This window comes from Klebsiella sp. P1927 (genome assembly GCF_018204675.1).
GTDB classification, from domain to species: domain Bacteria; phylum Pseudomonadota; class Gammaproteobacteria; order Enterobacterales; family Enterobacteriaceae; genus Klebsiella; species Klebsiella pneumoniae.
Genome location: NZ_CP073377.1, coordinates 2,126,328 through 2,152,439 on the forward strand (window position 1 = coordinate 2,126,328; position 26,112 = coordinate 2,152,439).

Sequence of the window (26,112 nt, forward strand, 5' to 3'; positions counted from 1 at the left end):
TATTTTGCCGAATATGTCTAACGTCATGGGGAGCGGCGTCGGCGCGTTTGCAGGTTCCCCGGCCGCTGCGGGCCGGGGAGAAAGGGGGGTCAGGCAGGCATGGACTTACGGATAGCGCTGAGCAGCGTCTGCGTACCCGGGGTCAGTGTCGCATCGACGCGGGTTAAAATGCCGATGGGCTCTCCGGCGCCCTGGGTGGCGATCGGCAGGGCGGTTAGCACGCCACGGCGAAGATCGTCTTTTACCGCCCCGGAAGGGACAAACCAGACATAGTCAAAATCCACCGTCAGCTGGCGCGACAGGGAGGCGGAGAGGGTCTCGATGCAGCCGGCGGGCATCTTACAGCCCTGGCTCTGGAGCAGCGCTTCGGCGTTTTGCCGCGGCACGGTGCCTTTAGGTGAGACCACCACCGGCCACTCCATCACCCGACTAAGGGTCACCGTCTCCTGAAGCAGGGGATGTCCCGGGCGAACCACCAGCTTCAGGGATTCAAGGAACAACAGTTCGTAATGCAGCCCGCTCATCAGCTCCGGGTCGGACATACGTCCAATGCCGATGTCGATCTCCCCGGATTTTAAGCCGGCGAGCAGCATGGTGTTGTTCATAGTGGCGACCTGCAGCGTGATATCTTTTTGCTGCTTGTGAAACTGGCCGATCACCGTCGGCAGGATCCCCAGCGCGGCGGTGGGCAGCGCGCCGATGCGCACGATGTCGTTATTCAGGCCCTCTTTGCGGTTCAGCGCCTGGCCGGCCGAATTAAGGGCGTCAAGCACCTTAACGGCATGCGTCAGAAACTGTTCGCCGACCAGGGTTAGCTGCGCCCCAAGACGACCCCGCTCGAACAGCCGGGTACCGGTCAGCTGTTCTAGCTCGTTAAGCGTTTTCGAGAGTGCTGGCTGGCTCAGATTTAATGTTTCAGCCGCGCGCCCCAGCGTTCCCTGTTGAGCGACGGCCACGAAGGTGTGTAGATGGCGCAAGCGAATGCGCTGACTGAAGAGACCATTTTTTTCCATAGTAAGATGATGTTAAAAACACAGCGGTGAAAGAGACAAGCGGACTTGTTTAAATTTGATAACCAGATAGCAAAATATTATTAACATTTGAGTTGGTTACATGACAAGATCTTTCCCTGTGGTTGAAAACGCCTTCGCCCCGCAGAAACGGGGCGAAGGTGGTGGTCACCGCGACGGCTAAATATCGAAAAAGACGGTTTCGTTCTCGCCCTGCAGATGAATGTCAAAACGATAGACCACTTCCGTACCGCGAACCTCGCGCTCGGCGATTAAGGTTTTGCGTCTCACCTCCCACTCGATGAGATTCAGCACCGGGTCGCTGGCGTTGGCCTCGTGTTCATCGGCAAAGTACATCCGCGTATTCAGGCCAATATTGATCCCCCGCGCCACCACCCACAGGTTGACGTGCGGCGCCATCAGCCGGCCATCGCGACCGACCACCGGGCCCGGCTTGATGGTTTCAAAGCGCCAAATGCCGGAGGTGAAATCAGAGCAGGTACGCCCCCAGCCGCGGAAGGCCGGGTCGACGGCTTTATGCTGTTGACGATCGTCAGGATGGTTATAGCGACCCGCGGCGTTGGCCTGCCAGATCTCCAGCAGCACATCGCGGACCGGCGTCCCGGAGCCGTCGATGACCCGGCCTTCAATGGTGATGCGCTCCCCGGCGGTATCGGCGGTAGTGAGGACCGGGCCAAAATTTTTCTCAAAAATATGAAAGCCTGCGGCGTCCGGCGCCAGGCCGATATGAACATAGGGTCCCGCCGTCTGCGAGGCGGTTTCAGGCAGATACTCTTTCATCGGGCGGCCCCCTGAGTGCGATTTTCAAACAGCGTGGCGCGGTGGCCGCGCAGAACAAGGTCGAAGCGGTAGGCCAGACAATCCAGCGGTACGGCGGCGTGCATGTCCAGCTCGGCGATCAGCGTGCGCACGGCGTCGTCATTATTAATAGTCCTGACGATCGGGCACTGCTTAATCAGCGGGTCGCCTTCAAAATACATCTGGGTGATCAGGCGCTGGGCCCAGGCGTCGCCTGAGAGAGAAAAATGGATATGCGCCGGACGCCAGTCGCTGGCCTGGTTGCGCCAGGGGTAGGGGCCAGGTTTGATGGTGCGAAAACAGTAATAGCCGTTTTCATCGGTAAGCACCCGGCCGCAGCCGCCAAAGTTCGGGTCAATCGGCGCCAGATACTGATCTTTTTTATGCCGGTAGCGACCGCCAGCATTGGCTTGCCAGACTTCCACCAGCGTATTTTTCATCGGTCGGCCGAATCCATCGCGCACGTAACCGTGGACGATGATCCGCTCGCCGATCGGCAGGCCTTCTTTGGCATAGTTCAGGATTAGGTCATTATCCAGAGGGCCGAGGTCGTCGCGGCTAAATACCGGGCCGGTGATCTCTGACAGCGAGTTCTGCAGAGAGATGAGGGCGTTTTTTGGCGAGCGCAGGACGCTGGTTTTATAGCCCGGCGCGTAAGCGGGCGGGTGGCTACTGTAATCGCGATGGACAACCTCACGTGGGGACCATTTGTCGTTCATAGGGTACTCCGTGTAGACGGTAGAGGGGCATATTGTTGTAATGTCGCCAGAAGCAGTGTGTGTAAATGTATTGTTAATTTAAAGTGAAATTACAGGGTGTTTTTCATAACTATGGGTTATGTTTTGCGCAATGACCTGGACCGGCGGCAGGTTATCGCCATCACAGTTTGTAAATTCTTCCCCCCGCGGCGAGGCAGCTTTCCTACACTCCAGGAAGTATTCACTGGAGGTAACACATCATGGCGAACACCATCACGGCTGATGAGATTCGGGAGCACTTTTCGCAGGCCATGTCGGCCATGTACCAGCAGGAAGTTCCGCAGTACGGAACGCTGCTGGAGCTGGTGGCTGACGTCAACCTGGCGGTACTGGAAAATTATCCGCAGCTGCATGAACAGCTCGCTAACGCTGACGAGCTGGCGCGCTTAAACGTGGAGCGCCACGGCGCGATTCGCGTGGGCACAGCGGAAGAACTGGCGACGCTCCGTCGCATGTTTGCCATCATGGGGATGTATCCCGTTAGCTATTACGATCTCTCGCAGGCCGGCGTGCCGGTCCACTCCACGGCGTTTCGTCCCATCGACGATGCCGCGCTGGCGCGCAATCCATTTCGGATTTTCACCTCGCTGCTGCGCCTGGAGCTGATTGAAAATCGCGCCCTGCGCGAGCGGGCCGAGGCGATCCTCGCGCGGCGCAAAATCTTCACCCCCCGCTGCCTGGCGCTGATTGCGCAGTATGAAGCAGAGGGCGAATTCACCTCTGCCGACGCGCGCGAGTTTGTCCAGGAGGCGCTGGAGACGTTCCGCTGGCACCGGCAAGCCACCGTCGATGAGGAGACTTACCATGCTCTGCATCGCGAGCACCGCCTGATTGCCGATGTGGTCTGTTTCCCGGGGTGTCATATCAACCATCTCACGCCGCGGACGCTGGATATTGACCGCGTCCAGTCCCTGATGCCGGAGTGCGGTATTGAACCCAAAGCGTTGATTGAAGGGCCACCGCGCCGGGAGGTCCCGATCCTCCTGCGGCAGACCAGCTTTAAGGCGCTTGAGGAGCCGGTGATGTTCGCCGGAGAACACCGAGGCACCCATAGCGCCCGCTTTGGCGAAATTGAGCAGCGGGGCGTGGCGCTGACGCCGAAAGGGCGCGCGCTGTACGATCGGCTGCTGCAGGCGGCAGGAACCGGGAAAGACAATCTCAGCCACCAGCAGCATCTACAGGAGGTGTTTAGCGAATTTCCCGACAGCGAATTTCTGCTCCGTCAGCAGGGGCTGGCCTGGTTTCGCTACCGCCTGACGCCCACGGGTGAGGCACATCGCCAGGCGTTTCGCCCGGGCGACGATCCGCAGCCGCTGATTGAGCGCGGGTGGGTGGTCGCCCAGCCGATTATTTATGAAGATTTTTTACCGGTCAGCGCGGCGGGCATTTTTCAGTCCAATCTGGGCAACGAAACCCAGGCGCGCAGCCACGGGAACGCCAGTCGCGAGGCGTTTGAGGCAGCTCTGGGCTGCCCGGTGCAGGATGAGTTTGAACTATACCGACAGGCGGAGGAGCGCAGCAAACGACGTTGCGGTCTGCTGTAAAATCAGTACCCTGCTGGCATCAGCCTTACAGGGAGCAGGTTATGCAACATCCGTCGAAACCGTTGGCGAAAACCCGTCAGGGAACGCTGGCCGGGAGCGCAGAACAGGGGATTCATATCTGGCGCGGCATTCCGTACGCCGCGCCGCCCGTGGGCCCGCTGCGCTGGCGCGCGCCGCAGCCAGCCGCCCGCTGGCAGGGGGTACGTCCAGCCGAGACCTTTTCCGCCGCCAGCTGGCAGGACATTGACTACTGCCGCGAGCTCGGCGGCGGCGATCCTGGCGCCTTCAGCGAAGACTGCTTATATCTCAACGTCTGGGCCCCGGCCAGCGCAGCGCAGCCGCTGCCGGTGATGGTCTGGCTGCACGGCGGCGGGTTTACCATCGGCGCCGGCAGCCTGCCGCCTTACGATGGCAAAGCGCTTGCCAGCCGCGACGTGGTGGTGGTGACAGTTAACTACCGGCTGGGCCATCTCGGCTTTTTCTCCCATCCGGCGCTGGAAGAAGAGGCGGGCGAACGTCTCTATAATTTCGCGTTGCTCGATCAGATTGCCGCTCTGCAGTGGGTTCAGGAGAATATCCACGCCTTCGGCGGGGATGCCGCCAACGTCACGCTGTTTGGCGAATCCGCCGGGGCGCGCAGCGTGCTGTCGCTAATGGCCTCCCCGAAAGCGAAAGGGCTGTTTCATAAAGCGATTATTCAGAGCGGGTATACGCTACCCGATCTGCCGCGGGAAAAAGCGCTGGAAAAAGGGCGCCTGCTGGCGGAACACTTCGCCTTACCGCAAGCCAGCGCTGAGGAATTGCGGGCGATCCCCGCGGAGGCCTTCTGGTCGCTCACCGCGCCGCTGAATACCGGGCCAGCGCCTATTGCCGGAGACGCGGTGCTGCCGCAGCCGATGCTGGAGACCTTCTTTGCCGGCCGCCAGCATCCGATACCGGTGATGATCGGCTCCAATAGCGATGAAGCCAGCGTGATGGCCGTGTTCGGCGTCGATATTGCCGGGCAGATCCAGAAGCTGCGCCGAGAGCGCCGTCTGGGGCTGGGGCTGATCAAACTCCTCTATCCCGGCGTGAAGGGCGATGAAGCGCTGGGGCGGGAAGTATGCCGCGACATGGCCTTCACCACCCTTGGTTATGTAGTGATGCAGGCGCAACAGCGCGTGGGTCAGCCGTGCTGGCGCTACTGGTTTGATTATGTCGCGGAAGCGGAGCATGACGCCTACCCGCATGGGGCCTGGCATGGCAACGAGGTGCCCTACGTGTTTGATAACCTGCGGTTGACCGACCCGGTGCGGCAGTACGCCAGCGAAGCGGATCTGGCCTTCGCCGCTCAGGTCGCTGACTACTGGGCGCAGTTTGCCCGCCTCGCCAGCGGCGAGCAGACGCTTTCCGGCGCAGTGCGCTGGCCGGCGTGCCTGCGCGGGCGGGATCGCCTGTTGCGCATTGGCTTGCATAAGCGCGCCGGGTTTAAAGTGGAGAACCGCTTTATGCGCGCCAGACTGGCGCTGTTTCGCCGGGTGATGAAGCATCACGTGACGCTGGAATAAATCCCATAATGCGCAACTGTCGCCACCGACCGGTGGCGACGTTATCTCACATGACCACCACCGGCTTGATCACCTTGCCGGACGCCGAATCGGCGAAGGCCTGGTTGATATCGGCCAACGGATAGCGGGCGATAAGCTTATCGATAGGGAATTTTCCCTGTTTATAGAGTTGCACCAACCGCGGAATAAACAGCGCCGGCACGGCGTCGCCTTCAATCACCCCGACCAGCGATTTTCCCTCCGCCATCAGGTCGTTCTGCACGTTAAGGGTGATATCTCCGGTAAAGCCCACAATCGCCACCGTTCCCAGCGGTTTCACCGCGTGTACGGCCTGCAGAACGATAGCGGAGACGCCGGTCGTTTCCACCGCGTAGTGGGCGCCTTTACCGGTGATTTGTTTAATCACGGCGACGGCATCCTGTTCCTTGCCGTTGATCTGATGGGTGGCGCCCAGTTCGCCCGCCAGGGCGAGGCGGCTGGCATGGATATCCACCGCGATAATCTGTGAACAGCCGGTTAATTTCGCTGCCATGATGGCGCTGAGCCCCACCGCGCCGCAGCCAAACACCACCAGCGATTCGCCGACCACCGGTTTCAGGCGGTTGAGCACCGTCCCGCTACCGGTCTGGATACCGCAGCCCAGCGGGCCGAGCAGGGTGAGATCAACCTCCGGGTCGACCACGACCGCGTTGCTGGCGCGGGTGACCACATACTGGCTGAAAGACGACTGGCCAAAGAACAGGGACAGATCCTGGTCTCCCAGCCGGTAGGGGGTGGTGCCATCCCCGCGTCGGCCGCCAAAATTAAGCGTATTAAAATCTTCGCAAGCCGAAGGGTGGTTGCTTAAACAATTTTCGCAGTCGTGGCAGGCGGCGTAGCTGAGCACCACGTGGTCTCCTACCCTGATGCCGCTAACCGCCTCGCCGACGCTGGCAACGATCCCGGCGCCTTCATGGCCGAGGATCGCCGGCATAGGCACAACCCCGGGGTTGTCGCGCATCACGGCGTCGGTATGGCAGACGCCGGTGGCGACAATTTTCACTAATATCTCGTCCTTCCCCGGCGGGGCGACCTCGACGTCTTTGATGACAAAAGGCTGCTGGTAGCCCAGCGTGACGGCTGCTTTCACTTGCATGGCATGACTCCTGAATGAATTCCCTGGAGAGCGTGGCGGGACAGCCCGAACGGCTCTCCCCTGTTGGCCGCTAACGTGAAGAAAGATAGCGGTTATCGGGGAAAAGTTAGCACCAGGCGCGATGGAAATTTGCGCGAATCGTGCCTAAAAAACGCGCGCGGCGAGGAGCGATACATGGGGTGAATATTCAGCACTGGAGAATAGATTTCCCTTGAATAGTCAGGGGTAAAAAGCGGCAGGCAGCGTGTATGCCCTGGCTACACGTCAGAGGAAATGAAAAAAACAGGCTGTTCCTCTGGACAGGGCTTTTTTACCTTTTTTCTGCTGGCAACAATTGGATTATTAATCGTTTTTGTCTAGAGTGGGCGGAAATTATCACGCAGCGTGATGACGCGTTGCGAATCAATTCACCCGTGCAGAAGGACGCTTTCTCAGGCATGAACCGCAGACGTTTTCTTAAATCTTCCATGGCTGTTGCCGCCGTATGCGGAACGTCAGGAGTCGCTTCCTTATTCAGTCAGGCCGCTTTTGCCGAAGACGCGGGCATTGCCGACGGGCAAACGCGTCGTTTTGATTATGCTGTTCTGCAGGCGATGGCTCACGATCTGGCGCGCCAGCCGTGGGGCGGCGCCCCGCGCGATCTGCCGCCGACGCTCGCCAATCTCACCCCGCAGGCCTATAACAGCATCCAGTACGATGCCAACCACTCGCTGTGGAACAATATTGAAGAGCGTAAGCTGGACATCCAGTTTTTCCACGTCGGGATGGGGTTCCGTCGCCGCGTGCGGATGTTCTCTTTAGACGCCAGCACCCAGCAGGCGCGCGAGATCCACTTCCGTCCGGAGCTGTTTAAGTACAATGACGCCGGTGTGGATACCCGTCAGCTGGAAGGACAGTCTGACCTCGGCTTCGCCGGGTTCCGGGTGTTTAAAGCGCCGGAGCTGGCGCGCCGCGATATCGTGGCGTTCCTCGGCGCCAGCTACTTCCGCGCGGTAGACAGCACCTATCAGTATGGCCTGTCGGCCCGCGGTCTGGCGGTGGATACCTTTACCGATACCCCGGAAGAGTTTCCCGACTTTACGTCGTTCTGGTTCGAAACGGTCAAAGGGGACGCCACGGTGTTTACCGTTTACGCGCTGCTGGACAGCCCGAGCATCACTGGCGCCTACAAGTTCACCATCCACTGCCAGGATACCCAGGTTATCATGGACGTGGAAAACCACCTGTACGCCCGCAAGGATATCAAACAGCTGGGTATCGCGCCGATGACCAGTATGTTCAGCTGCGGCAATAATGAGCGGCGGATGTGCGACACCATCCATCCGCAAATCCACGACTCCGATCGGCTGTCAATGTGGTTGGGCAACGGGGAATGGGTCTGCCGGCCGCTGAATAACCCGCAGAAGCTGCAGTTCAATGCCTTCCAGGACAAGAACCCGCGCGGCTTTGGTCTGTTGCAGCTGGACCGTGATTTCTCCCACTACCAGGATGTGATGGGCTGGTATAACAAGCGTCCCAGCCTGTGGGTTGAGCCGCGTAACCAGTGGGGCAAAGGGGCGGTCAGCCTGATGGAGATCCCAACTACCGGCGAAACGCTGGATAATATCGTCTGCTTCTGGCAGCCGGAAAAGGCGGTGAAGGCGGGCGACGAACTGGACTTCCGCTACCGTCTTTACTGGAGCGCGCAGCCGCCGGTGAGCACTCCGCTGGCGCGCGTTCTGGCCACCCGCACCGGGATGGGGGGCTTCCCCGAAGGATGGGCGCCGGGTGAACACTACCCGGATAAGTGGGCGCGTCGTTTTGCCATCGACTTTGTCGGCGGCGATTTGAAGGCGGCCGCGCCGCGCGGTATTGAACCGGTGATCACCCTCTCCAGCGGGGAAGCGAAGCAGATTGAGATCCTCTACGTCGAGCCGTTCGATGGCTACCGGATCCTTTTCGACTGGTATCCGACCACCGACTCAACCGACCCGGTGGAGATGCGTCTGTTCCTGCGCTGTCAGGGAGAAGCCATCAGCGAAACCTGGCTCTATCAGTATTTCCCGCCGGCAGCAGATAAACGAAACTACGTTGACGATCGGATCATGAAATAACCCTGAGTCACCCGACGCCCGCAGGCAGTCCCTGCGGGCCAGAAGAGAGCGCTATGACCGCAGATATCCTAGCAGTACCTGAGTCGATCCCGGTAACCGACGCGCTGACGCTAATCGCCATTGATGAGCGCTACGTTAGCGACCTGCACCAGCTGGTGGTCAAAAACCAGCGCTGGCTACAGCAGTCGCTCAGTTGGCCCGCCGAGGTGCGCAGCGAAGACGAGACCCGCCGCCATGTGCAGGGCAACGTGATGCTGCATCAGCGGGATTACGCCAAAATGTTTTTGCTGTTTCTCGATAAGCAGCTAGTCGGGGTCCTGTCGTTCAATCAGATCGAGCCGCAGAATAAAACGGCCTATATTGGCTACTGGATCGATGAAGAGCACCAGGGGCAAGGGCTGCTTTCCCGTTCATTACAGGCCTTTATCCGCCATTATGCCGCCAGCGGGCTGGTGCGCCGGTTTGTGATCAAATGCCGGGTGGCGAACACCCGCAGCAACCAGGTAGCGTTGCGCAACGGGTTTGTTCTGGAAGGCTGTCTCCGACAAGCCGAGTATCTGAACGGTAGCTATGACGATCAGAATATCTACGCCCGCATTATTGACCGCGATGAGGCATTAAAGCGCGCCTAACAGCGGCGTGCGGGTGATGTGCTGCTGGCCGTCAAGCGTTTTCGGGCCGCGCAGATGAATGGCCTCTCCCTCCTGTGCGGCAATCTGCACCTCGTCATTGATGGAGACCTGGTGCTCAACGATCACATCGCCGGTGATGACTGTCCGCCCCTGGATCAGCACATCGTCGTCGAGCAGAATCGGACCACCTCGCAGCTGCGCCTCGCCGCCGACCATCGCCCGATGCTTCAGCAGGCAGTTGCCTTCAATCACCGCATTCTCTGCCACCTGCGAACTGTAGCGCACGGTGGGAATGGCATCCTCTCCGCGACCGGCGATCAGACGCGCGTGCCCGTATACCCGGGCGTTATCGCATACCCAGACGTCGTTTTCTTCGTTCCCTTCAAGTCTTGCCTGGTCAAACACTTCCGCCCGATGTTCGACAAACGCATGCTCAACGAAGGCATCGCCGTAGATTTGCGCCTGGTGGAGAATGCGCGAGGCGCTGACGATGGCTCGCTGATAGATCTGCAGGACTTTGTCGCGATCGGCGGTTAACCCGCGCGCGGCAATCACCTGGCAGTGGGGGAGAAGACGCGCCTCGTCGGCAAGGCGACAATAACCGCGCACCTGGCTCTGCGTAACCGTGACGTTGTCACTGATCTGCGCGTGATGGCTGATCTGCGCGGCGTGAATGCAGGCCTGTCCGCCGATGGTGGCCTCATGGCTGACCACGCAGAACCCGGTTAAGCGGGCGTCGTCGCGGATGCGCGCCCCGGCGAAGACCACGCTGTTGACATCGTAGATCCAGCACTCCCCCTGCTGGCTGAGAGCGCATTCCTCATCCACCCAGCCGCCTTCGCTGCCCGCTTTAACGTCAGCGAAATCAATAAGCGCCACGATCTGGCGCAGGGTGACGCTTTGTTTGCCATGCTCTTCCTCATAACAATACTGCCGGGTCTGTTCGCTGAGACGGTATTTACGCATGGCCGATCCTTATTACTTATGGTTAACATAAACATAGCAAAGATCGCCATAGCGCGCGGGATAAGGTTCCTTTAGAATGCAACTTCAAATTAAATTGATATCATCAATAAAATGAATAAAACGCAAACGCCGCGGCAGGTGCTAAACCTGCCGGCGGGTTATTTTGGCATGGTGCTCGGCACCATCGGAATGGGCTTCGCCTGGCGTTACGCCAGCACCCTTTGGCCGGTCAGCCGCAGCATTGGTGATGGGCTGGTGACGCTGGCGATGGCGATGTGGGTCCTGCTCAGCATGGCGTTTATCAGCCGGGCGATCCGCTTTCCGGCGAGCGTGCTGCGGGAGATGCGTCATCCGGTGAGCAGCAGCTTCGTCAGCCTGTTTCCGGCCACCACGCTGTTGGTGGCGATTGGTTTGGCTCCCTGGTGCCGGCCGCTGGCGATCGGGCTGTTTGTGCCGGGCGTGGCGCTGCAGCTCGCCTATGCCGCCTGGCAAAGCGGTGGGCTATGGCGGGGGAACCATCCTCGCGAGGCCACCACGCCGGGGTTGTATCTGCCGACAGTAGCCAATAATTTTATCAGCGCGATGGCCTGCGGCGCGCTGGGATTTTCCGATGCCGGACTGGTGTTCCTCGGCGCCGGGGTCTTCTCCTGGCTGAGCCTCGAGCCGGCGATCCTCCAGCGTCTGCGCAGCGCAGGCGAGCTGCCGACGCCGCTGCGCACCTCGCTGGGGATCCAGCTGGCGCCTGCGCTGGTGGCCTGCAGCGCCTGGCTCAGCGTCAACGGCGGGGAGGCCGATACCTTCGCTAAGCTGCTGTTTGGTTACGGCCTGCTGCAGCTGCTGTTTATGCTCCGTCTGATGCCCTGGTATCTTCGTCAGCCGTTCAATGCTTCTTTCTGGAGCTTTTCGTTCGGCATTTCCGCGCTGGCCACCACCGGTCTGCATCTCGGCCAGGCCAGGGGAGACGGCTTTTTTCATCATCTGGCGATGCCGCTATTTATTTTTAGCAATCTGGTTGTCGGCCTGCTGCTGCTGCGTACAGCGTTGCTGTTGGTCAGCGGGAAACTGTTGCTCCAGGTCGACCGGGAAACACTCCTGAATAAGAAGGAAGGATCATGACAAAGCGTGACGCGGATTATTTTAGTCAAAAATACAGCCTGACCCGCACCCATTCCGAGGTGCTGCATGCCGCGACGATTGTGCCGCCGGGGCGGGCGCTGGATCTGGGCTGCGGCAACGGGCGTAACAGCCTTTATCTGGCGGCGAACGGCTTCGCGGTGACGGCGTGGGATAAAAATCCGATGAGCGTCAACAATCTGGAAAGTATTCGCGCCGCCGAGCGACTGGATAATCTGCAAACGGCGGTGAAAGACCTCAACAGCCTGAGCTTTGATGGCGAGTATGACCTGATCCTCTCCACCGTAGTGATGATGTTCCTCGAGCCTGACACCATCCCGGGCCTGATCGCCAATATGCAGCGCTGCACCGCCGCCGGCGGCTATAACCTGATTGTGGCGGCGATGGATACCGAAGACTATCCCTGCACCGTCGGCTTCCCGTTTGCCTTTAAACCTGATGAGCTTCGTGATTATTACCAGGGCTGGGAGCTGCTGAAATACAATGAGGACGTCGGCGAGCTGCATCGCACCGACGCCAACGGCAATCGCATCAAATTGCGCTTCGCCACCCTGTTGGCGCGCAAGCCTGCCTGATTCGCCGCGGCGTGGGAAGCTGAGCATGGCTCGCGCCGCATTCCCCGCCAGAGCCTGGGCAAGACAGAGACCCGTTGCGGCGAAAATGAGCCTGGAAAACCGCGCGATACCCCTTTTAAGTGATTATTTATTAACGTAATGTTCAGGCCATCAATATTTATAAATCTTCCTTGACGAAGCCCTTTTTTTGTCACAAAACTAGTGGGTCCTATTTGCTATAACGTCTGCCGAAAAAAAAACTGCATTTACAGGGATCTCTCTATGCGTACTCGCGTTTTACTGAAAGTCGCCGCTCTGGCGGGAATATTGGCGTTGACCGGCTGCGCGGCGAAAGTGGCGCAACCGGATCAGTATTCGGGCTTCTTAAAAGATTATTCCAGTTTGAAAGAAACGACCTCTGCCTCCGGCAAGCCGGAGCTGCGCTGGATCGATCCGAACTTCAATCCGGCCAACTATGACAATATCGTTTATCACCCGGTGACCTACTATCCGGTACCGAAGCCGACCACCCAGGTAGGGGAGAAGGCGCTGCAGGATATTCTTAACTACACCAACAAAGAGCTGAAACAGGCTATTTCCGAGCGTAAACCGCTGGCCACTACCGCCGGCAAGCGCAGCCTCATCTTCCGCGGGGCGATCACCGGGGTGGACTCCAGCAAAGAGGGGCTGCAGTTCTATGAAGTGATCCCGGTCGCTATGATTGTCGCCGGCACCCAGGCCGCCACCGGCCATCGTACCATGGACACCGATCTGTACTTTGAGGCGGAGGTCATTGACGCCAGCACCAATAAGCCGGTCATCAAGGTCGTACGTAAAGGGGAAGGCAAAACCCTGGCGAATGAGAATACACCGCTGACCGTCGATACCCTGAAGCAGGTTATCGATGATATGGCGGTCGACGCCGTTAAATTCGATCCCTCTCAGCGTTAATCGTGCCAGCGCCGTCTGACGACGGCGCTGTTTTTCTTCAGCCTCCTCAGGCCAGCCTTCGGCGCAGCAATAGCTGTTCCGGTTTGGCAAACATCACCATGTTACCCAGCAGGATCAGCGCCAGCCCGATCACGGCGTTGCTGTGCCAGACATACCCTTCATAGACGGTGGAAATGGATAAGGCGACCAGCGGAAACAGCAGCGTACTGTAGGCGGCTTTGCTGGCGCCGATGCGCCCCACGAGAGTGAAATAGGCGCCAAAGGCGATGACCGAGCCGAACAGCGCCAGGTAAAGCAGGGCGCCCAGATAGCTGACGGTCCATTCTGGCATAAAATTATCGCCGCGCAGCAGAGCGATCGCCCCCATCACCAGCGTGCCGTAGAGCATCGCCCAGCTGTTGGTGGTCAGCGTTTCCAGCCCGCGGCGCTGGTGGCGAATACTGAACATATTGCCGAGCGAAAAACCGTAGGTACCCAGGGCGCTCAGCCCGATCCCCCACAGCAGCGAGGCGTTCAGTCCGTTGGCCAGCAGGTCGTCCCAGAACAGGATGACGATACCGGCGAGACCCAGCGCGGCGGCGGCCCAGAAGCGGCCCGGCGGCTGCTGGCGGAAAAAGAGAAAGCTGTTGATGGCGTTAAACAGTACCGCCATCGAAAAGATCACCGATTCCAGACCGGTATTGATCCAGGCGGCGGCGGTATAAAAACACCAGAAATTAAAGCAGAAGACGCAGCAGCCCTGCAGCAGGCAGCAGAGATGATCTTTCGCGCCCAGCGGCCGCAGGCGTCGTGTGACGAGCAGAATCGCCAGCATCGTGACGCTGGCTACGGCGAAACGCCAGAAAATCGATACCGGCGCGGCCACCGGTCCCTGTTGTAAAAAAATCGCAATCCACGTTGTACCCCAGATCACGACAACGAGTGCATAGAGTAATGCGTTCACCCTGGTTCTCCTCTACCTGTTGATGGGAGGAGTATGCCGGCTGCCGCCTGCTGCGGCTTTCACCGGTTTGTTGTCGGCTTGCAAATTCTTGCGCTTATTTGCCCTCCGCTGGCGGTGAGGACTGGAAACCGCGCCGTAGTCTCCCTAGACTAGGGCTTTTACAGACAATGTGTGAAGACGATGGGTTACGGGACATTTGAAACATTACGGCGACAGAACGCGGTGCTGAAGGGAACCGTGGAGCTGAATTCCGGTATTCAACTGGCCGCCTGGTATAACAATTGCGATACCGTGACGGTGCGCAGCGACCATCATACTTTAAGTCTGTACGTCGCTGATGGCTACGAAAGCTATCAAAAGACGCCGCACGGCTGGAAAAATGGCGGCGGCCCGGATCGTTTTTGTCTGATGCCGAAAGGCGATGAAAGCGTATGGGATATCCGCGGCGATCTGTCGTTTGTGCATCTTTACTGTACCGATGCGCACCTGCGTCGCGTCGGCGAGGAGGTGTGGGACCGCAGCCCGGCGAACTTCACCCTGCAGGAAAAGACCTTCGCCAGCGATGATAAAATCACCGCAGTGTATCGTCAGTTTTTGCTGGCTAACGACTGGCGGCAGCCGGCGAACCAGCTGACCCTCAGCGCCGCCAGCAGCTTACTGCTTACCCATCTGATCCAGCACTATTCCACCGTGCAGTGGCGTTTGCCGACGGTCACCGGCGGGCTGGCGCCAGGCGTAAAGCGTCACGTACTGGCCTGGATCGATGCTCATCTCGATCAGCCCTTGACCCTGGCCGACCTGGCGCAGCAGGCGGGTCTGAGTGAGTTTCATTTTGCTCGTATGTTTCGTCAGTCGCTAAATATGGCTCCGCATCAGTACGTCATGCAGCAGCGAATGGCGAAGGCGCAAAACCTGATCTGCCATAGCGCGCTGCCGTTAACCGAGATAGCGCTGGCCTGTGGTTTTAGCTCCCCCAGCCATTTCAGCCATCGGGTCAAAGCCGCCACCGGCCTGACGCCCTCCCAGCTACGGGCGGCGCAGCGCGGATAGCACGCCGTAACTCACCCCGCCGAGCACCACGCCCCAGAAGGCTGAGCCAATTCCCGCCAGCGTCACCCCGCTGGCGGTGACCAGGAAGGTTAGCACTGCCGCATCGCGCTCACTGGCCTGATGCACTGCCTGAAACAGACTCCCGCCGATGGTGCCGAGCAGCGCCAGACCCGCCAGCATCTGGATCCACGCCGGCGGCAGGGCCGACATCAGGGCGGTGATTGACCCGCCGAACAGACCGGCCAGCAGATAAAAACCGCCCGCGGCTATGGCCGCCAGCCAGCGCTGGTTCGGATCCGGGTGCGCCTCCGGGCTCTGGCATATGGCGGCGGTGATCGCCGCGATGCAGATGGAATAAACCCCAAACGGCGCCAGCAGTAGTGCCAACCCCCCGCAAACGACGATCAGTGCGGAGACCGGTACGGTATAGCCTGATGCCTGCAGGGTGGCGAACCCTGGAGCGTTCTGCGAGGCCATGGTGACGAGGAAGAACGGCAGACCGACGCTGAGCAAAAGCGCCGGAGTAAACTGCGGGACGACCCATTCCGGCGTCACAAATGCCAGCGGCACGGCGGCGCTAGCCACATCCCCGGACGCCGCCGCAATCAGCGCTCCAATCACCAGCGCGGCCACCACGGCGAAGCGGGGCCACAGCGCTTTACACAGCAGCCAGGCGGCGAGCATCCCGCCGCACAGCGGCAGATGGTCCTGTAAGCCGGCGAAGGCCTGCAAACCAAACCGTAGCAGGATCCCAGCCAGCATCGCGGCGGCCAGCGAATGGGGAATGATCTTCATCAGCCGGGCAAACAGGCCGGTGGCGCCGCAGATAACGATCAGCGCGTTGGCGAAAATAAAGATCCCCACGGCCTCGGCGAGGGTCACCCCCTGCAGGCCGCTAACTAACAGCGCAGCGCCCGGCGTTGACCAGGCGGTGAGCACAGGAACTTTCCGCCAGGCGCTCAGCGCGAGAGTACTGATGCCCATGGCGAGGCCAAGAGCCGTCATCCAGCCGGCGATCTGCCCGGGGGTAGCGCCGGCCGCGGCGGCGGCCTGCCAGATGATGGCGGCGGAGCTGGCGTACCCCACCAACACGGCGACGAAGCCAGCGAACAGAGTGGGAAGCGGAAGACTAAACGAGCGCATCGATGATTCTCATGTGCGTTATAACATCCATTCACTGTATCATTGTGCGTTATAACGCACAAGCGGTGGTTCGCGCAGCTACCCTGGGAGAAAAACTCGCCGCCAGTGGCGTACGATGCCGTTAAACGTCCTGAAAAAATCAGACAAATGGCGGTATACTTTGCGCAGTAAAAACAGGAGGAAGGATGAATATTGCGCAACATCTGGCGGCAACGCTTAAAACCCTGCGCCAGCAGCGAGGCTGGAGCCTGTCGCGACTGGCGGAAGAGACCGGGGTGTCGAAAGCCATGCTCGGGCAGATTGAGCGGAATGAATCAAGTCCAACGGTGGCGACGCTGTGGAAGATTGCCACCGGGCTGAACGTACCGTTTTCGGCGTTCATCGTCCCGGACGCCAGCGCCGCGCCCTCCGCGTTTGATCCGCAGCAGCAGGCGATGGTGGTGACGCCAGTATTCCCGTGGGATCCCGAGCTGCGCTTTGACCATTTTTCGATAACCCTTGCCCCCGGCGCGCTGAGCGAATCAACGCCGCATGAGAAAGGGGTGATTGAGCATGTGGTAGTGATAAGTGGTACGCTGGATTTGTGCTTACAAGGGGAGTGGCACTCGCTGCAGGCGGGTGAGGGTAGGCGTTTCGCCGGCGACGCGACGCATGCGTATCGTAACCGCGGCGCCCAGGCGGCCCATTTCCATTCTCTTATCCATTATCCAAAAGAAAAAACCGCGAGCGAACCCGCGGCCAGACAAGATGACTGATGATAACCACTCACAACGTGACGAGGAAAATCCGGAATACGTGATGACAGTACTCTTCGCCGTGATTTGAGGGAAATATCTTTTCCGTCAATACTTTGTTGAAAAGTGAAAATTCGTCGTCGCGCGACGGCGGAAAAGGTTTTCGTCTGCGCCCGGTTCTGACTACAATAGCCGCCATTTCGACCCCCTTATACTGGATAACAACACGCGTATGCGCCTGCACAATCATCGTCTTGAACTTCTTAGTCCTGCCCGCGACGCCGGTATCGCTCGCGAAGCGATTCTTCACGGCGCCGATGCCGTTTACATCGGTGGACCTGGCTTTGGTGCCCGCCACAACGCCAGCAACAGTCTGAGCGATATCGCCGGGCTGGTGCCTTTCGCTCATCGCTTTGGCGCAAAGGTATTTGTGACGCTGAACACCATTCTGCATGACGATGAACTGGAGCCGGCGCAGCGGCTGATTACCGATCTCTACGACGCAGGCGTCGATGCGCTGATCGTCCAGGATATGGGGATCATGGAGCTGGATCTGCCGCCGATTGAGCTGCACGCCAGCACCCAGTGCGATATTCGCAGTGTGGAAAAAGCGAAGTTTCTCTCCGACGCCGGCTTCAGTCAGATCGTGCTGGCGCGCGAACTGAACCTCAGTCAAATCAAAGCCATTTACGACCACACTGACGCCACTATCGAATTCTTTATCCATGGCGCGCTGTGCGTGGCCTATTCCGGGCAGTGTTACATTTCGCACGCCCAGACCGGACGCAGCGCCAACCGCGGCGACTGCTCGCAGGCTTGCCGCTTGCCGTATACCCTGAAGGACGATCAGGGGCGGGTGGTGGCCTATGAGAAACATCTCCTGTCGATGAAGGATAACGATCAGACCGCCAACCTGGCGGCGCTGATCGACGCTGGCGTACGCTCCTTCAAAATTGAAGGCCGTTACAAAGACATGAGTTATGTGAAAAACATCACTGCGCACTACCGTCAAATGCTGGATGCCATTATCGAAGATCGCGGCGACCTGGCGCGCGCCTCGGCTGGACGCACCGAGCATTTCTTTATCCCGTCCACGGATAAAACCTTCCACCGCGGCAGCACTGACTACTTTGTTAATGCCCGCAAAGGCGATATCGGCGCCTTTGATTCGCCGAAATTTATCGGCCTGCCGGTGGGTGAAGTTCTGAAGGTAGGCAAAGACCATCTCGACGTTGAAGTCAGTGAACCGTTAACCAACGGCGATGGTCTCAACGTGATGATTAAGCGCGAAGTGGTGGGCTTCCGTGCTAATACCGTGGAAAAAACCGGCGAAAACCGTTATCGGGTATGGCCGAACGAGATGCCAGCGGATCTGCATAAAGTGCGCCCCCATCAGCCGCTCAACCGCAACCTCGATCATAACTGGCAACAGGCGCTGCTAAAGACCTCCAGCGAACGCCGCATCGCGGTAGATGTGACGTTGAGCGGCTGGCAGGAGCAGCTGGTTCTCACCATGACCTGTGAAGATGGCGTCAGCGTGACCCACACCCTTGACGGGGAGTTCGCCGAAGCTAACCAGGCGGAGAAAGCGCTGGCCAACCTGCGTGACGGTGTCACAAAACTGGGGCAAACCATCTACTATGCGCGCGAGGTGCAGGTTAATCTGCCGCCGCTGTTTGTGCCCAACAGCCTGCTCAACCAGCTGCGTCGGGAAACTGCGGAGATGCTGGATGAAGCGCGCCTCAACGCCTGGCAGCGCGGCACCCGCAAGCCGGTCTCCGTACCGCCGCCGGTCTACCCGGAGACCCATCTCTCCTTCCTCGCCAACGTCTATAACCACAAGGCGCGGGCGTTCTACCAGCGCTATGGCGTACAGCTGATCGACGCCGCCTATGAAGCGCACGAAGAGAAGGGCGATGTGCCGGTGATGATCACTAAGCATTGTTTGCGGTTCGCCTTCAACCTCTGCCCGAAGCAGGCGAAAGGCTCCATCAAGAGCTGGAAAGCCACGCCGATGCAGCTGATCCATGGCGATGAGGTCCTGACCCTGAAGTTTGACTGCCGTCCGTGCGAAATGCACGTGGTCGGCAAGATCAAAAACCATATCCTCAAAATGCCGCACCCGGGCAGCATTGTGGCCTCCGTCAGCCCGGACGATCTGATGAAGACGCTGCCGAAGCGCAAAGGGGCCTGATTCGAGTCGATGCTATTGGCAGGATGCCCGCGGTTTACGGTCGTCCTGCCAGCGGTGATGTTCGCGCAGGTCTGCGGCGGCCTCCTCGTGCTGGCTGCGAAGCTCATCGCTATCCGCTTCGTGCAGCAGCTGCTGTTCGAGACTTTGCACCGGAAAGTACTCGTGTCCCTGACGATGGGCCAACAGATGCCCGGAAAATAATGCGCACAGCAACAGCAGGGCGCTTATGCTTCTCTTTAACATACCTTTTCTCGACGGAACAATGGCGTGGACATACTATGTCAGGCGCAATGCAGGCTTTTTTTCGGGCATCTCAAAGAACGGCAAGAGTTTGTCAACGATGGCTGACGAAGGATGAAAAAAGGCCTGACGCGGAAGCCAGGCCAGAGTGTTACGCTTTCGGCGGCAGCGGTTTCCCGCTGTGCTCGCTCCCTTTTGGCGGCTGCTTGCCGTTGTGCTGCGGTTGTTTGCCATCGTGCTGCGGCTGCTTGCCATCGTGCTGCGGCTGCTTGCCATCATGCTGCGTCTGTTTGCCGTCTCGTTGTGGCTTTTTGCTGTTGTATTGCGCTTGCTTACCATCGTGTTGGCCGTTTTTCACCGGCGGTTTACCCTGATGCTGCGCGCCTTTTTCCGGCGGCGGCGGGTTGTCGGCAGCAAAAGCCCATGACGACATTCCCAGCGTCATTATGGCGGAGAGTAAAGCTAACTTCTTCATAGCAATATCCTTTCTTCAGATGTATCACCGTATTTCAGCAGGCAAAAGTGAAGATAAGATGGAGAAGTCCCTTTTCGGACTTCTCTGCATCCCACTCAGACTTTTAGCCCTGCGGCGGTCATCAGCAGGCGAAACAGCAGGCTTATGGCGGCCAGCGTCAGTACGCTGCCTCCCCAGAGCGCGATCAGCCACAGCAGACGTTTAGGCCAGGCAGTACGCATCAGTGATATCCCTCCCCAGGCTGAACTTTGCCGCGGAACACGTAATAGCTCCAGCAGGTGTAGCCAAGAATGACCGGAATAATCAGCAGGGCGCCCACCAGCATAAAGCCCTGGCTTTGCGGGGGAGCGGCAGCCTGCCACAGCGTGATGGCCGGCGGGATAATATGCGGCCAGATGCTGATCCCCAGTCCGCTGAAGCCGAGAAAGACCAGGCCCAGCGTCAGCGTGAAGGGCGAAACATGGCGGTCGCGCTGATGCAGCGTGCGCCACAGCCAGCCGCTAACGAGGATCACCAGCAGCGGTACCGGCAGCAGGAAATAGAGATTCGGCAGGCTGAACCAGCGGGCAGCAATCGCCGGGTGCGCCAGCGGAGTCCACAGGCTGATGACGGCAAACACCGCCAGCAGGGCACCCAGCAACTGCCGCGATGCGCTGCGCATTCTCTGCTGCAGCGCGCCTTCACTTTTCATCACCAGCCAGGTGGCGCCGAGCAGCGCATAGGCCACGCACAGTCCGAGTCCGCAGAACAGGCTGAACGGGGTCAGCCAGTCAAACATGCCGCCACTGAAGGCGCGACCGCTGACGGTGAAACCGTTGATCACCGACCCGACCACCACGCCCTGGCTGAAAGTTGCCAGCAGGGAGCCGCCAAAAAAGGCGCGATCCCAGAATGGCCGGTGCGACGGCGTAGCCTGGAAGCGAAACTCAAAGGCGACGCCGCGAAAAATCAGGCCGATCAGCATCAGGGTCAGGGGGATCGACAGGGCGTCGATGATCACCGCGTAGGCGAGGGGAAAGGCGCCAAACAGGCCGGCGCCGCCGAGCACCAGCCAGGTTTCATTGCCATCCCATACCGGCGCGACGCTGTTGACCATTACGTCGCGATCCCCGCCGCCCCGCACCGTGCTAAACAGCAGGCCGATGCCCAGATCAAAGCCATCCATGACGATGTACATCAGCGTGGCAAAGACGATAATCACGAACCAGATCACCGATAACTCGATACCCATTAGCGGGACTCCTTCTGCAGATAACCTTCAGTGGCGGCGGACAGCGGGCGGGCTGGCGTACCGGTTGTCGCCGGGAGCATCTCCTGCGGCCCCTTGCGGATCAGGCGCAGCATATAGCTGTAGCCGACGCCGAAGACGGCGCTGTACACTACGATAAAGGTCAATAAACTGACCGACATATGCAGATCGCCATGAGCGGAAACGGCATCGGCGGTGCGCTGAACGCCATACACCACCCAGGGTTGGCGGCCCACCTCGGTGGTCACCCAGCCGGCGAGAATAGCGATCAGGCCGGATGGCCCCATCCACAGGGCAAAACGCAGAAACGGCCGCGAGTGGTATAGCCGGTCGCCGCGACGCAGCCACAGGGCCAGCACGCCCAGCAGCAGCATCAACATGCCTAGCCCGGCCATCAGGCGAAATGACCAGAACACCACAGTAGAATTCGGGCGCTCCTCAGGAGCGAACTCTTTCAACGCCGGCACCTGTTTATCAAGACTGTGGGTGAGGATCAGACTGCCCAGGGCCGGGATCTCAAGCCCGTAGCGGGTGCGCTCCTGGTCCATATCGGGCCAGCCAAACAGCAGCAACGGCGTTGGCTCACCCGGTGGATTTTCCCAGTGCCCCTCAATGGCGGCGATTTTCGCCGGCTGGTGCTTCAGGGTATTCAGGCCATGCATATCGCCGATCAGCGCCTGGACGGGGGCGACCAGCAGCGTCATCCATAGCGCCATCGAGAACATCTTACGGATCGCCGGCGACTGATTGCCGCGCAGCAGATGCCAGGCCGCCGAGGCGCCGACAAACAGCGCGCTACTGAGAAACGCCGCTACTGTCATATGCAATAATCGGTAGGGGAACGACGGATTAAAGATCACCGCCAGCCAGTCGACGGGCACGACCTGGCCATCAACGATCTCAAACCCCTGCGGGGTCTGCATCCAGCTGTTAGAGGCGAGGATCCAGAAGGTGGAGATGATAGTACCCAGCGCCACCATGCAGGTGGCGAAAAAGTGCAGCCCCGGCCCCACGCGGTTCCAGCCGAAAAGCATCACCCCGAGGAAGCCCGCTTCCAGAAAAAATGCCGTCAGGACTTCATAGGTCAGCAGAGGGCCGGTTATGCTGCCTGCAAACTGTGAGAAACCGCTCCAGTTGGTGCCGAACTGGTAGGCCATCACCAGCCCGGAAACGACCCCCATACCGAAGTTGACGGCGAAAATCTTCGACCAGAAATGGTACAGCGAGCGCCAGACGGGATTTTTTGTTTTTAGCCATAAGCCTTCGAGCACCGCCAGATAGCTGGCCAGCCCAATAGTAATGGCGGGGAAGATAATATGAAATGAGACCGTAAAAGCGAATTGAACTCGCGCCAGATGGAATGCATCAAGACCGAACATGCAGGACTCCACAACAAAATTGATTCAGCGCAATTTTAGGTGGGGTGACGACTGAGGGGCAGAGGCAGTCACGCCATTTTTTATCATAACAGTTGGCCGCTGTTATGATTTTTCAGCTGTTGCCAGGGCGAGAAAATATCCTTGCGCAACCTTGATTAATCCCTGCGGAAGGTGATTAGGCGCTATTCCGCTGTCTGTCATATTATTGCTAACGGCTGGCTACGCGGCCCTGCCGCCGGTATGGCGTAGTCACCTGGTCGGCATAATATATCCTTACCACCCGCCGTAGCTCATATTTTGGCTTACGAAATCCGCCACGGATTTTTACTCTGATTTATTATCACTCATTAGTATGAGAATAAGTAAAAACGCTGAGCCGGTTAATCGTAAATTAAATAATAATAAATTGTCGGCTCCGCGGCTAATTTGTACTGTATGAGCTCGGGAATAAATAAAAGGGAATGCCAATGTCTGAAAAAGGATTACAGAGTCTGTGCATTACGCTTGGCGTAATGATTATCTTCTGGTTTGTTTTAATCTCGCTATTCTGGGTGGTGATATTTTAAACCCATCCCGTGCTATCACGGCGACGCGGCCGCCGCTGCAGATATAACAGTTACAGGAAACTATGATTTTTTTATAACTGATATATGATAATGGGACGTTATCGTACGGGGACGGCCGCAATGAAAAAGTATCAACAGTTGGCGCAGCAACTGACCGAGCAGATCGCCCTTGGCGTCTGGTTGCCTGGCGATCGGCTGCCGTCGCTGCGCGAGCAGGTGATCAGCAGCGGCATGAGCTTTATGACCGTCAGCCATGCCTATCAGCTGCTGGAAAGCCAGGGGCGCATCGTCGCCCGTCCGCAGTCGGGTTATTATGTTGCCCCCCAGCCGGTGAAGCTCCGCCAGCCGGCGCCGCCTGCCCAGGTCACTCGCGATGAAGCCGTCGATATCAATACCTATATCTTTGAGGTGCTCCAGGCCAGCCGCCAGGCGTCGATGCTGCCCTTTGCCTCGGCCTTTCCGGACCCGCGTCTCTTCCCGCTGCAGCAGCTCAACCGCTCGCTGGCGCAGGTGAGTAAAACCGCCACCGCCATGAGCGTCATTGAGAATCTGCCGCCGGGCAATGCAGAACTTCGGCATGCCATTGCCCGTCGCTATGCCCTGCAGGGGATGAACGTCTCGCCGGACGAGATCGTCATCACCGCCGGGGCGCTGGAGGCGCTTAACCTCAGCCTGCAGGCGGTGACCGAGCCGGGAGACTGGGTGGTGGTGGAAAACCCCTGCTTCTACGGCGCCCTGCAGGCGCTGGAGAGGCTGCGTTTGAAAGCATTGTCGGTGGCCACTGACGTCAGGGAAGGCATTGATCTGACGGCGCTGGAGGCGGCCCTGCAAAACTATCCGGTGAAGGCCTGCTGGCTGATGACCAACGGCCAGAATCCGCTCGGCTTCACCCTCAGCGCTGAAAAAAAAGCGGCGCTGGTGGCGCTGCTGGCGCGCTATAACGTGATGTTGATCGAAGATGATGTCTACAGCGAGCTCTATTTTGGCCGCGAAAAGCCGTTACCGGCGAAGTTCTGGGATCGCCAGGAGATGACGCTGCACTGCAGCTCGTTCTCAAAATGTCTGGTACCCGGCTTTCGTATCGGCTGGGTGGCGGCCGGCAAACAGGCGCGGCGGATCCAGCAGCTTCAGCTGATGAGTACGCTTTCCACCAGTTCGCCGATGCAGTTAGCCCTGGTGGATTACCTGTCCACCAAGCGCTATGACGCCCACCTGCGCCGTCTACGTCGTCAGCTGGCGGAGCGTAAACAGCAGGCCTGGCAGGCGCTGCTGCGCCATCTGCCGCCGGAGGTCATCGTCCACCACAGCGACAGCGGCTACTTTCTGTGGATCGAACTACCGGAAGGGGCCGACGCTAGCGCACTTAGCGCCCGGGCGCTGGCGTCGCACATCAGTATTGCCCCAGGGAAAATGTTCTCCACCTCCGACAGCTGGACCTCGTTTTTCCGTTTTAATACCGCCTGGGGCTGGGGGGAACGCGAAGAGCAGGGGGTGAAGCGCCTGGGGGAACTTATTCGCGAACAGCTTGCCTGACCCTGTCGTTTATTTTTCTCATGATAAACATTCTGCGAAAATAAGCGAAAGAGGATTTTTATCGAGGCCGGTCATTATTTTACCGGCGCTCACCATAGGAAATATGCATACCCCTCCTCATTCCCTAACTCGTTGTCTATAATCCATAAAGTCCTGCTTGTGTTGGCGATTTTTACGTAATGCGTCCCGGGTCACAACCTGAATAAATTCCCCTGGGGGCGTTAATCCGCTGACTACCCTTATTTCAGGAGATATTTTTACGGCACGGCTGCCGCTAATTCCTTTGTGACAGGAGTAACACCTGATGAGCAAAAAAATTGCCCGTTGCAGCCTTTATGTGCTGGGTATGGCTTGTTTGACCGTTCAGGCGGCAGAGCCGCTCACCTCGCTGGATAAACCGGAAGGGCGGCTCGATATTATTGCCTGGCCGGGATATATCGAACGCGGTCAGACCGACAAACAGTACGACTGGGTGAGTCAGTTCGAAAAGGACACCGGTTGCCAGGTTAATGTCAAAACCGCTGCCACCTCTGACGAGATGGTCAGTCTGATGGCCAAAGGCGGTTACGATCTGGTCACCGCCTCGGGTGATGCTTCGCTGCGCCTGATCATGGGCAAACGCGTGCAGCCGATCAACACGGCGCTGATTGCCGGCTGGGGCTCCCTTGATCCGCGTATTGCGAAGGGGGCGTGGTTTAACGTCGGCGGTAAAGTCTATGGCACGCCGTATCAGTGGGGGCCGAACCTGCTGATGTACAACACCCGCGTATTCCCGACGCCGCCGGACAGCTGGCGCGTGGTGTTCGTCAAGCAGGATCTACCGGATGGTAAAACCAACCAGGGGCGGGTGCAGGCCTATGATGGCCCGATCTATATCGCCGACGCCGCGCTGTTTGTCAAAGCCACCCAGCCGCAGCTGGGGATCGAAGACCCCTATCAACTGACCGAAACCCAGTACAACGCGGTGCTGAAAGTCCTGCGCGACCAGCAACCGCTGATCCATCGCTACTGGCATGACGCCACCGTACAGATGAACGACTTCAAAAACGAAGGGGTAGCCGCCTCCAGTTCGTGGCCCTATCAAGCCAACGGCCTGAAGGCGGAAGGCCAGCCGGTCGCCACCGTGTTCCCGAAGGAGGGGGTAACCGGCTGGGCGGATACCACCATGCTGCACAGCGAGGCGAAGCACCCGGTCTGCGCCTATAAATGGATGAACTGGTCGCTCACGCCGAAGGTGCAGGGCGATGTGGCGGCCTGGTTCGGTTCGCTGCCGGTGGTGCCTGAGGGCTGTAAAGCCAGCGCGCTGCTCGGTGATAAAGGCTGTGAGACCAACGGCTATGAGCAGTTTAACCGCATTCACTTCTGGAAAACGCCGGTTGCGGAAGGCGGGAAATACGTGCCCTATAGCCGCTGGACTCAGGACTATATTGCGATAATGGGCGGCCGCTAAGGATCGGAGGCAA

At 58.9% G+C, this 26,112-nt stretch carries 25 protein-coding genes; 12 read left to right on the forward strand and 13 right to left on the reverse strand.

What is annotated here, in order from left to right; all coding sequences use genetic code 11:
- Positions 1–89: 89 nt before the first annotated feature.
- The 3 genes from KB892_RS10780 to pcaH form a co-directional block, all read right to left on the reverse strand.
- Positions 90–1,013, reverse strand: coding sequence for a LysR substrate-binding domain-containing protein (locus tag KB892_RS10780; protein ID WP_004143800.1), 924 nt, complete (start codon positions 1,011–1,013; stop codon positions 90–92).
- A gap of 177 nt (positions 1,014–1,190) precedes the next feature.
- Positions 1,191–1,811, reverse strand: coding sequence for a protocatechuate 3,4-dioxygenase subunit alpha (pcaG, locus tag KB892_RS10785; RefSeq protein WP_004200107.1), 621 nt, complete (start codon positions 1,809–1,811; stop codon positions 1,191–1,193).
- A complete protein-coding gene (gene pcaH, locus KB892_RS10790) occupies positions 1,808–2,548 on the reverse strand; it encodes a protocatechuate 3,4-dioxygenase subunit beta (protein WP_002907552.1) in 741 nt (246 codons plus the stop codon). Before pcaH ends, pcaG begins: the two co-directional genes overlap by 4 nt.
- 239 nt (positions 2,549–2,787) lie before the next feature.
- Between pcaH and KB892_RS10795 the strand changes: the two genes are divergently transcribed.
- A complete protein-coding gene (locus tag KB892_RS10795; RefSeq protein WP_004200106.1) occupies positions 2,788–4,131 on the forward strand; it encodes a 2-oxoadipate dioxygenase/decarboxylase HglS in 1,344 nt (447 codons plus the stop codon).
- A gap of 41 nt (positions 4,132–4,172) precedes the next feature.
- Positions 4,173–5,678, forward strand: a complete 1,506-nt coding sequence (locus KB892_RS10800; protein ID WP_004200105.1) for a carboxylesterase/lipase family protein — start codon at positions 4,173–4,175, stop codon at positions 5,676–5,678.
- Between the two features lie 46 nt (positions 5,679–5,724).
- Here the strand turns inward: KB892_RS10800 and KB892_RS10805 are convergent, their stop codons facing one another.
- Positions 5,725–6,813 carry an NAD(P)-dependent alcohol dehydrogenase gene (locus KB892_RS10805; protein ID WP_004200104.1) on the reverse strand — a complete coding sequence of 363 codons (1,089 nt, stop codon included), beginning with the start codon at positions 6,811–6,813 and terminating at the stop codon, positions 5,725–5,727.
- Between the two features lie 437 nt (positions 6,814–7,250).
- Here KB892_RS10805 and KB892_RS10810 point away from each other — a divergent pair, with 437 nt between their 5' ends.
- Together KB892_RS10810 and rimL are read left to right on the forward strand one after the other, a co-directional pair.
- Complete coding sequence (locus KB892_RS10810) at positions 7,251–8,906, forward strand: glucan biosynthesis protein D (protein ID WP_002907489.1); 1,656 nt, start codon at positions 7,251–7,253, stop codon at positions 8,904–8,906.
- A 53-nt stretch (positions 8,907–8,959) separates the two neighbouring features.
- The gene (rimL, locus tag KB892_RS10815) at positions 8,960–9,538 is read left to right on the forward strand and encodes a 50S ribosomal protein L7/L12-serine acetyltransferase (RefSeq protein ID WP_004200103.1); all 579 of its coding nucleotides are present in this window, start codon (positions 8,960–8,962) and stop codon (positions 9,536–9,538) included.
- Here the strand turns inward: rimL and ydcK are convergent.
- Positions 9,524–10,504: a YdcK family protein gene (gene ydcK, locus KB892_RS10820; protein ID WP_004200102.1), complete on the reverse strand. Its 981-nt coding sequence runs from the start codon at positions 10,502–10,504 to the stop codon at positions 9,524–9,526. The two genes, rimL and ydcK, sit on opposite strands and share 15 nt — an antisense overlap.
- A gap of 111 nt (positions 10,505–10,615) precedes the next feature.
- Between ydcK and tehA the strand changes: the two genes are divergently transcribed.
- The 3 genes from tehA to KB892_RS10835 all read left to right on the forward strand — a co-directional run bounded on the left by tehA (position 10,616) and on the right by KB892_RS10835 (position 13,143).
- Positions 10,616–11,620, forward strand: a complete 1,005-nt coding sequence (tehA, locus tag KB892_RS10825) for a dicarboxylate transporter/tellurite-resistance protein TehA (RefSeq protein WP_002907483.1) — start codon at positions 10,616–10,618, stop codon at positions 11,618–11,620.
- Positions 11,617–12,213, forward strand: coding sequence for a tellurite resistance methyltransferase TehB (tehB, locus tag KB892_RS10830; protein ID WP_002907481.1), 597 nt, complete (start codon positions 11,617–11,619; stop codon positions 12,211–12,213). The genes tehA and tehB overlap by 4 nt, the downstream gene beginning before the upstream one ends.
- Before the next feature lie 261 nt (positions 12,214–12,474).
- Complete coding sequence (locus KB892_RS10835) at positions 12,475–13,143, forward strand: DUF3313 domain-containing protein (protein ID WP_004184252.1); 669 nt, start codon at positions 12,475–12,477, stop codon at positions 13,141–13,143.
- A 46-nt stretch (positions 13,144–13,189) separates the two neighbouring features.
- Here the strand turns inward: KB892_RS10835 and KB892_RS10840 are convergent, their stop codons facing one another.
- Positions 13,190–14,086 (reverse strand): DMT family transporter, encoded by an 897-nt coding sequence (locus KB892_RS10840; RefSeq protein WP_004200101.1) that lies wholly within the window; start codon positions 14,084–14,086, stop codon positions 13,190–13,192.
- Between the two features lie 180 nt (positions 14,087–14,266).
- Here KB892_RS10840 and KB892_RS10845 point away from each other — a divergent pair, with 180 nt between their 5' ends.
- On the forward strand, positions 14,267–15,136 hold the full coding sequence (locus tag KB892_RS10845; protein ID WP_004151213.1) for an AraC family transcriptional regulator: 870 nt from the start codon (positions 14,267–14,269) through the stop codon (positions 15,134–15,136).
- On the opposite strand, the gene KB892_RS10850 is transcribed toward KB892_RS10845, so the two are convergent.
- Positions 15,113–16,279: a benzoate/H(+) symporter BenE family transporter gene (locus tag KB892_RS10850; protein ID WP_004200100.1), complete on the reverse strand. Its 1,167-nt coding sequence runs from the start codon at positions 16,277–16,279 to the stop codon at positions 15,113–15,115. The two genes, KB892_RS10845 and KB892_RS10850, sit on opposite strands and share 24 nt — an antisense overlap.
- A gap of 185 nt (positions 16,280–16,464) precedes the next feature.
- Here KB892_RS10850 and KB892_RS10855 point away from each other — a divergent pair, with 185 nt between their 5' ends.
- A complete protein-coding gene (locus KB892_RS10855) occupies positions 16,465–17,034 on the forward strand; it encodes a helix-turn-helix domain-containing protein (RefSeq protein ID WP_002907473.1) in 570 nt (189 codons plus the stop codon).
- A gap of 10 nt (positions 17,035–17,044) precedes the next feature.
- Here the strand turns inward: KB892_RS10855 and KB892_RS10860 are convergent, their stop codons facing one another.
- Positions 17,045–17,212, reverse strand: a complete 168-nt coding sequence (locus KB892_RS10860; RefSeq protein WP_014343127.1) for a hypothetical protein — start codon at positions 17,210–17,212, stop codon at positions 17,045–17,047.
- A gap of 33 nt (positions 17,213–17,245) precedes the next feature.
- Between KB892_RS10860 and KB892_RS10865 the strand changes: the two genes are divergently transcribed.
- Entirely contained in the window at positions 17,246–19,207 is a 1,962-nt protein-coding gene (locus tag KB892_RS10865; RefSeq protein WP_002907469.1) for a peptidase U32 family protein, read from the forward strand.
- Positions 19,208–19,219: 12 nt separating this feature from the next.
- On the opposite strand, the gene KB892_RS10870 is transcribed toward KB892_RS10865, so the two are convergent.
- From KB892_RS10870 to KB892_RS10890, 5 genes are all read right to left on the reverse strand, one after another.
- Positions 19,220–19,450: a DUF2554 family protein gene (locus KB892_RS10870; RefSeq protein WP_004143781.1), complete on the reverse strand. Its 231-nt coding sequence runs from the start codon at positions 19,448–19,450 to the stop codon at positions 19,220–19,222.
- A 148-nt stretch (positions 19,451–19,598) separates the two neighbouring features.
- Positions 19,599–19,922 (reverse strand): hypothetical protein, encoded by a 324-nt coding sequence (locus KB892_RS10875; RefSeq protein WP_004200096.1) that lies wholly within the window; start codon positions 19,920–19,922, stop codon positions 19,599–19,601.
- A 95-nt stretch (positions 19,923–20,017) separates the two neighbouring features.
- Positions 20,018–20,143, reverse strand: a complete 126-nt coding sequence (locus tag KB892_RS10880; RefSeq protein WP_004180143.1) for a DUF2474 domain-containing protein — start codon at positions 20,141–20,143, stop codon at positions 20,018–20,020.
- Positions 20,143–21,153, reverse strand: coding sequence for a cytochrome d ubiquinol oxidase subunit II (gene cydB, locus KB892_RS10885; protein ID WP_002907458.1), 1,011 nt, complete (start codon positions 21,151–21,153; stop codon positions 20,143–20,145). The genes KB892_RS10880 and cydB overlap by 1 nt, the downstream gene beginning before the upstream one ends.
- A complete protein-coding gene (locus KB892_RS10890; RefSeq protein WP_004151214.1) occupies positions 21,153–22,550 on the reverse strand; it encodes a cytochrome ubiquinol oxidase subunit I in 1,398 nt (465 codons plus the stop codon). Before KB892_RS10890 ends, cydB begins: the two co-directional genes overlap by 1 nt.
- A gap of 686 nt (positions 22,551–23,236) precedes the next feature.
- Between KB892_RS10890 and KB892_RS10895 the strand changes: the two genes are divergently transcribed.
- Together KB892_RS10895 and ydcS are read left to right on the forward strand one after the other, a co-directional pair.
- Positions 23,237–24,649, forward strand: coding sequence for an aminotransferase-like domain-containing protein (locus KB892_RS10895; protein WP_004180141.1), 1,413 nt, complete (start codon positions 23,237–23,239; stop codon positions 24,647–24,649).
- Between the two features lie 304 nt (positions 24,650–24,953).
- A complete protein-coding gene (ydcS, locus tag KB892_RS10900; protein WP_002907384.1) occupies positions 24,954–26,099 on the forward strand; it encodes a putative ABC transporter substrate-binding protein YdcS in 1,146 nt (381 codons plus the stop codon).
- The last annotated feature ends 13 nt before the right edge of the window (positions 26,100–26,112 follow it).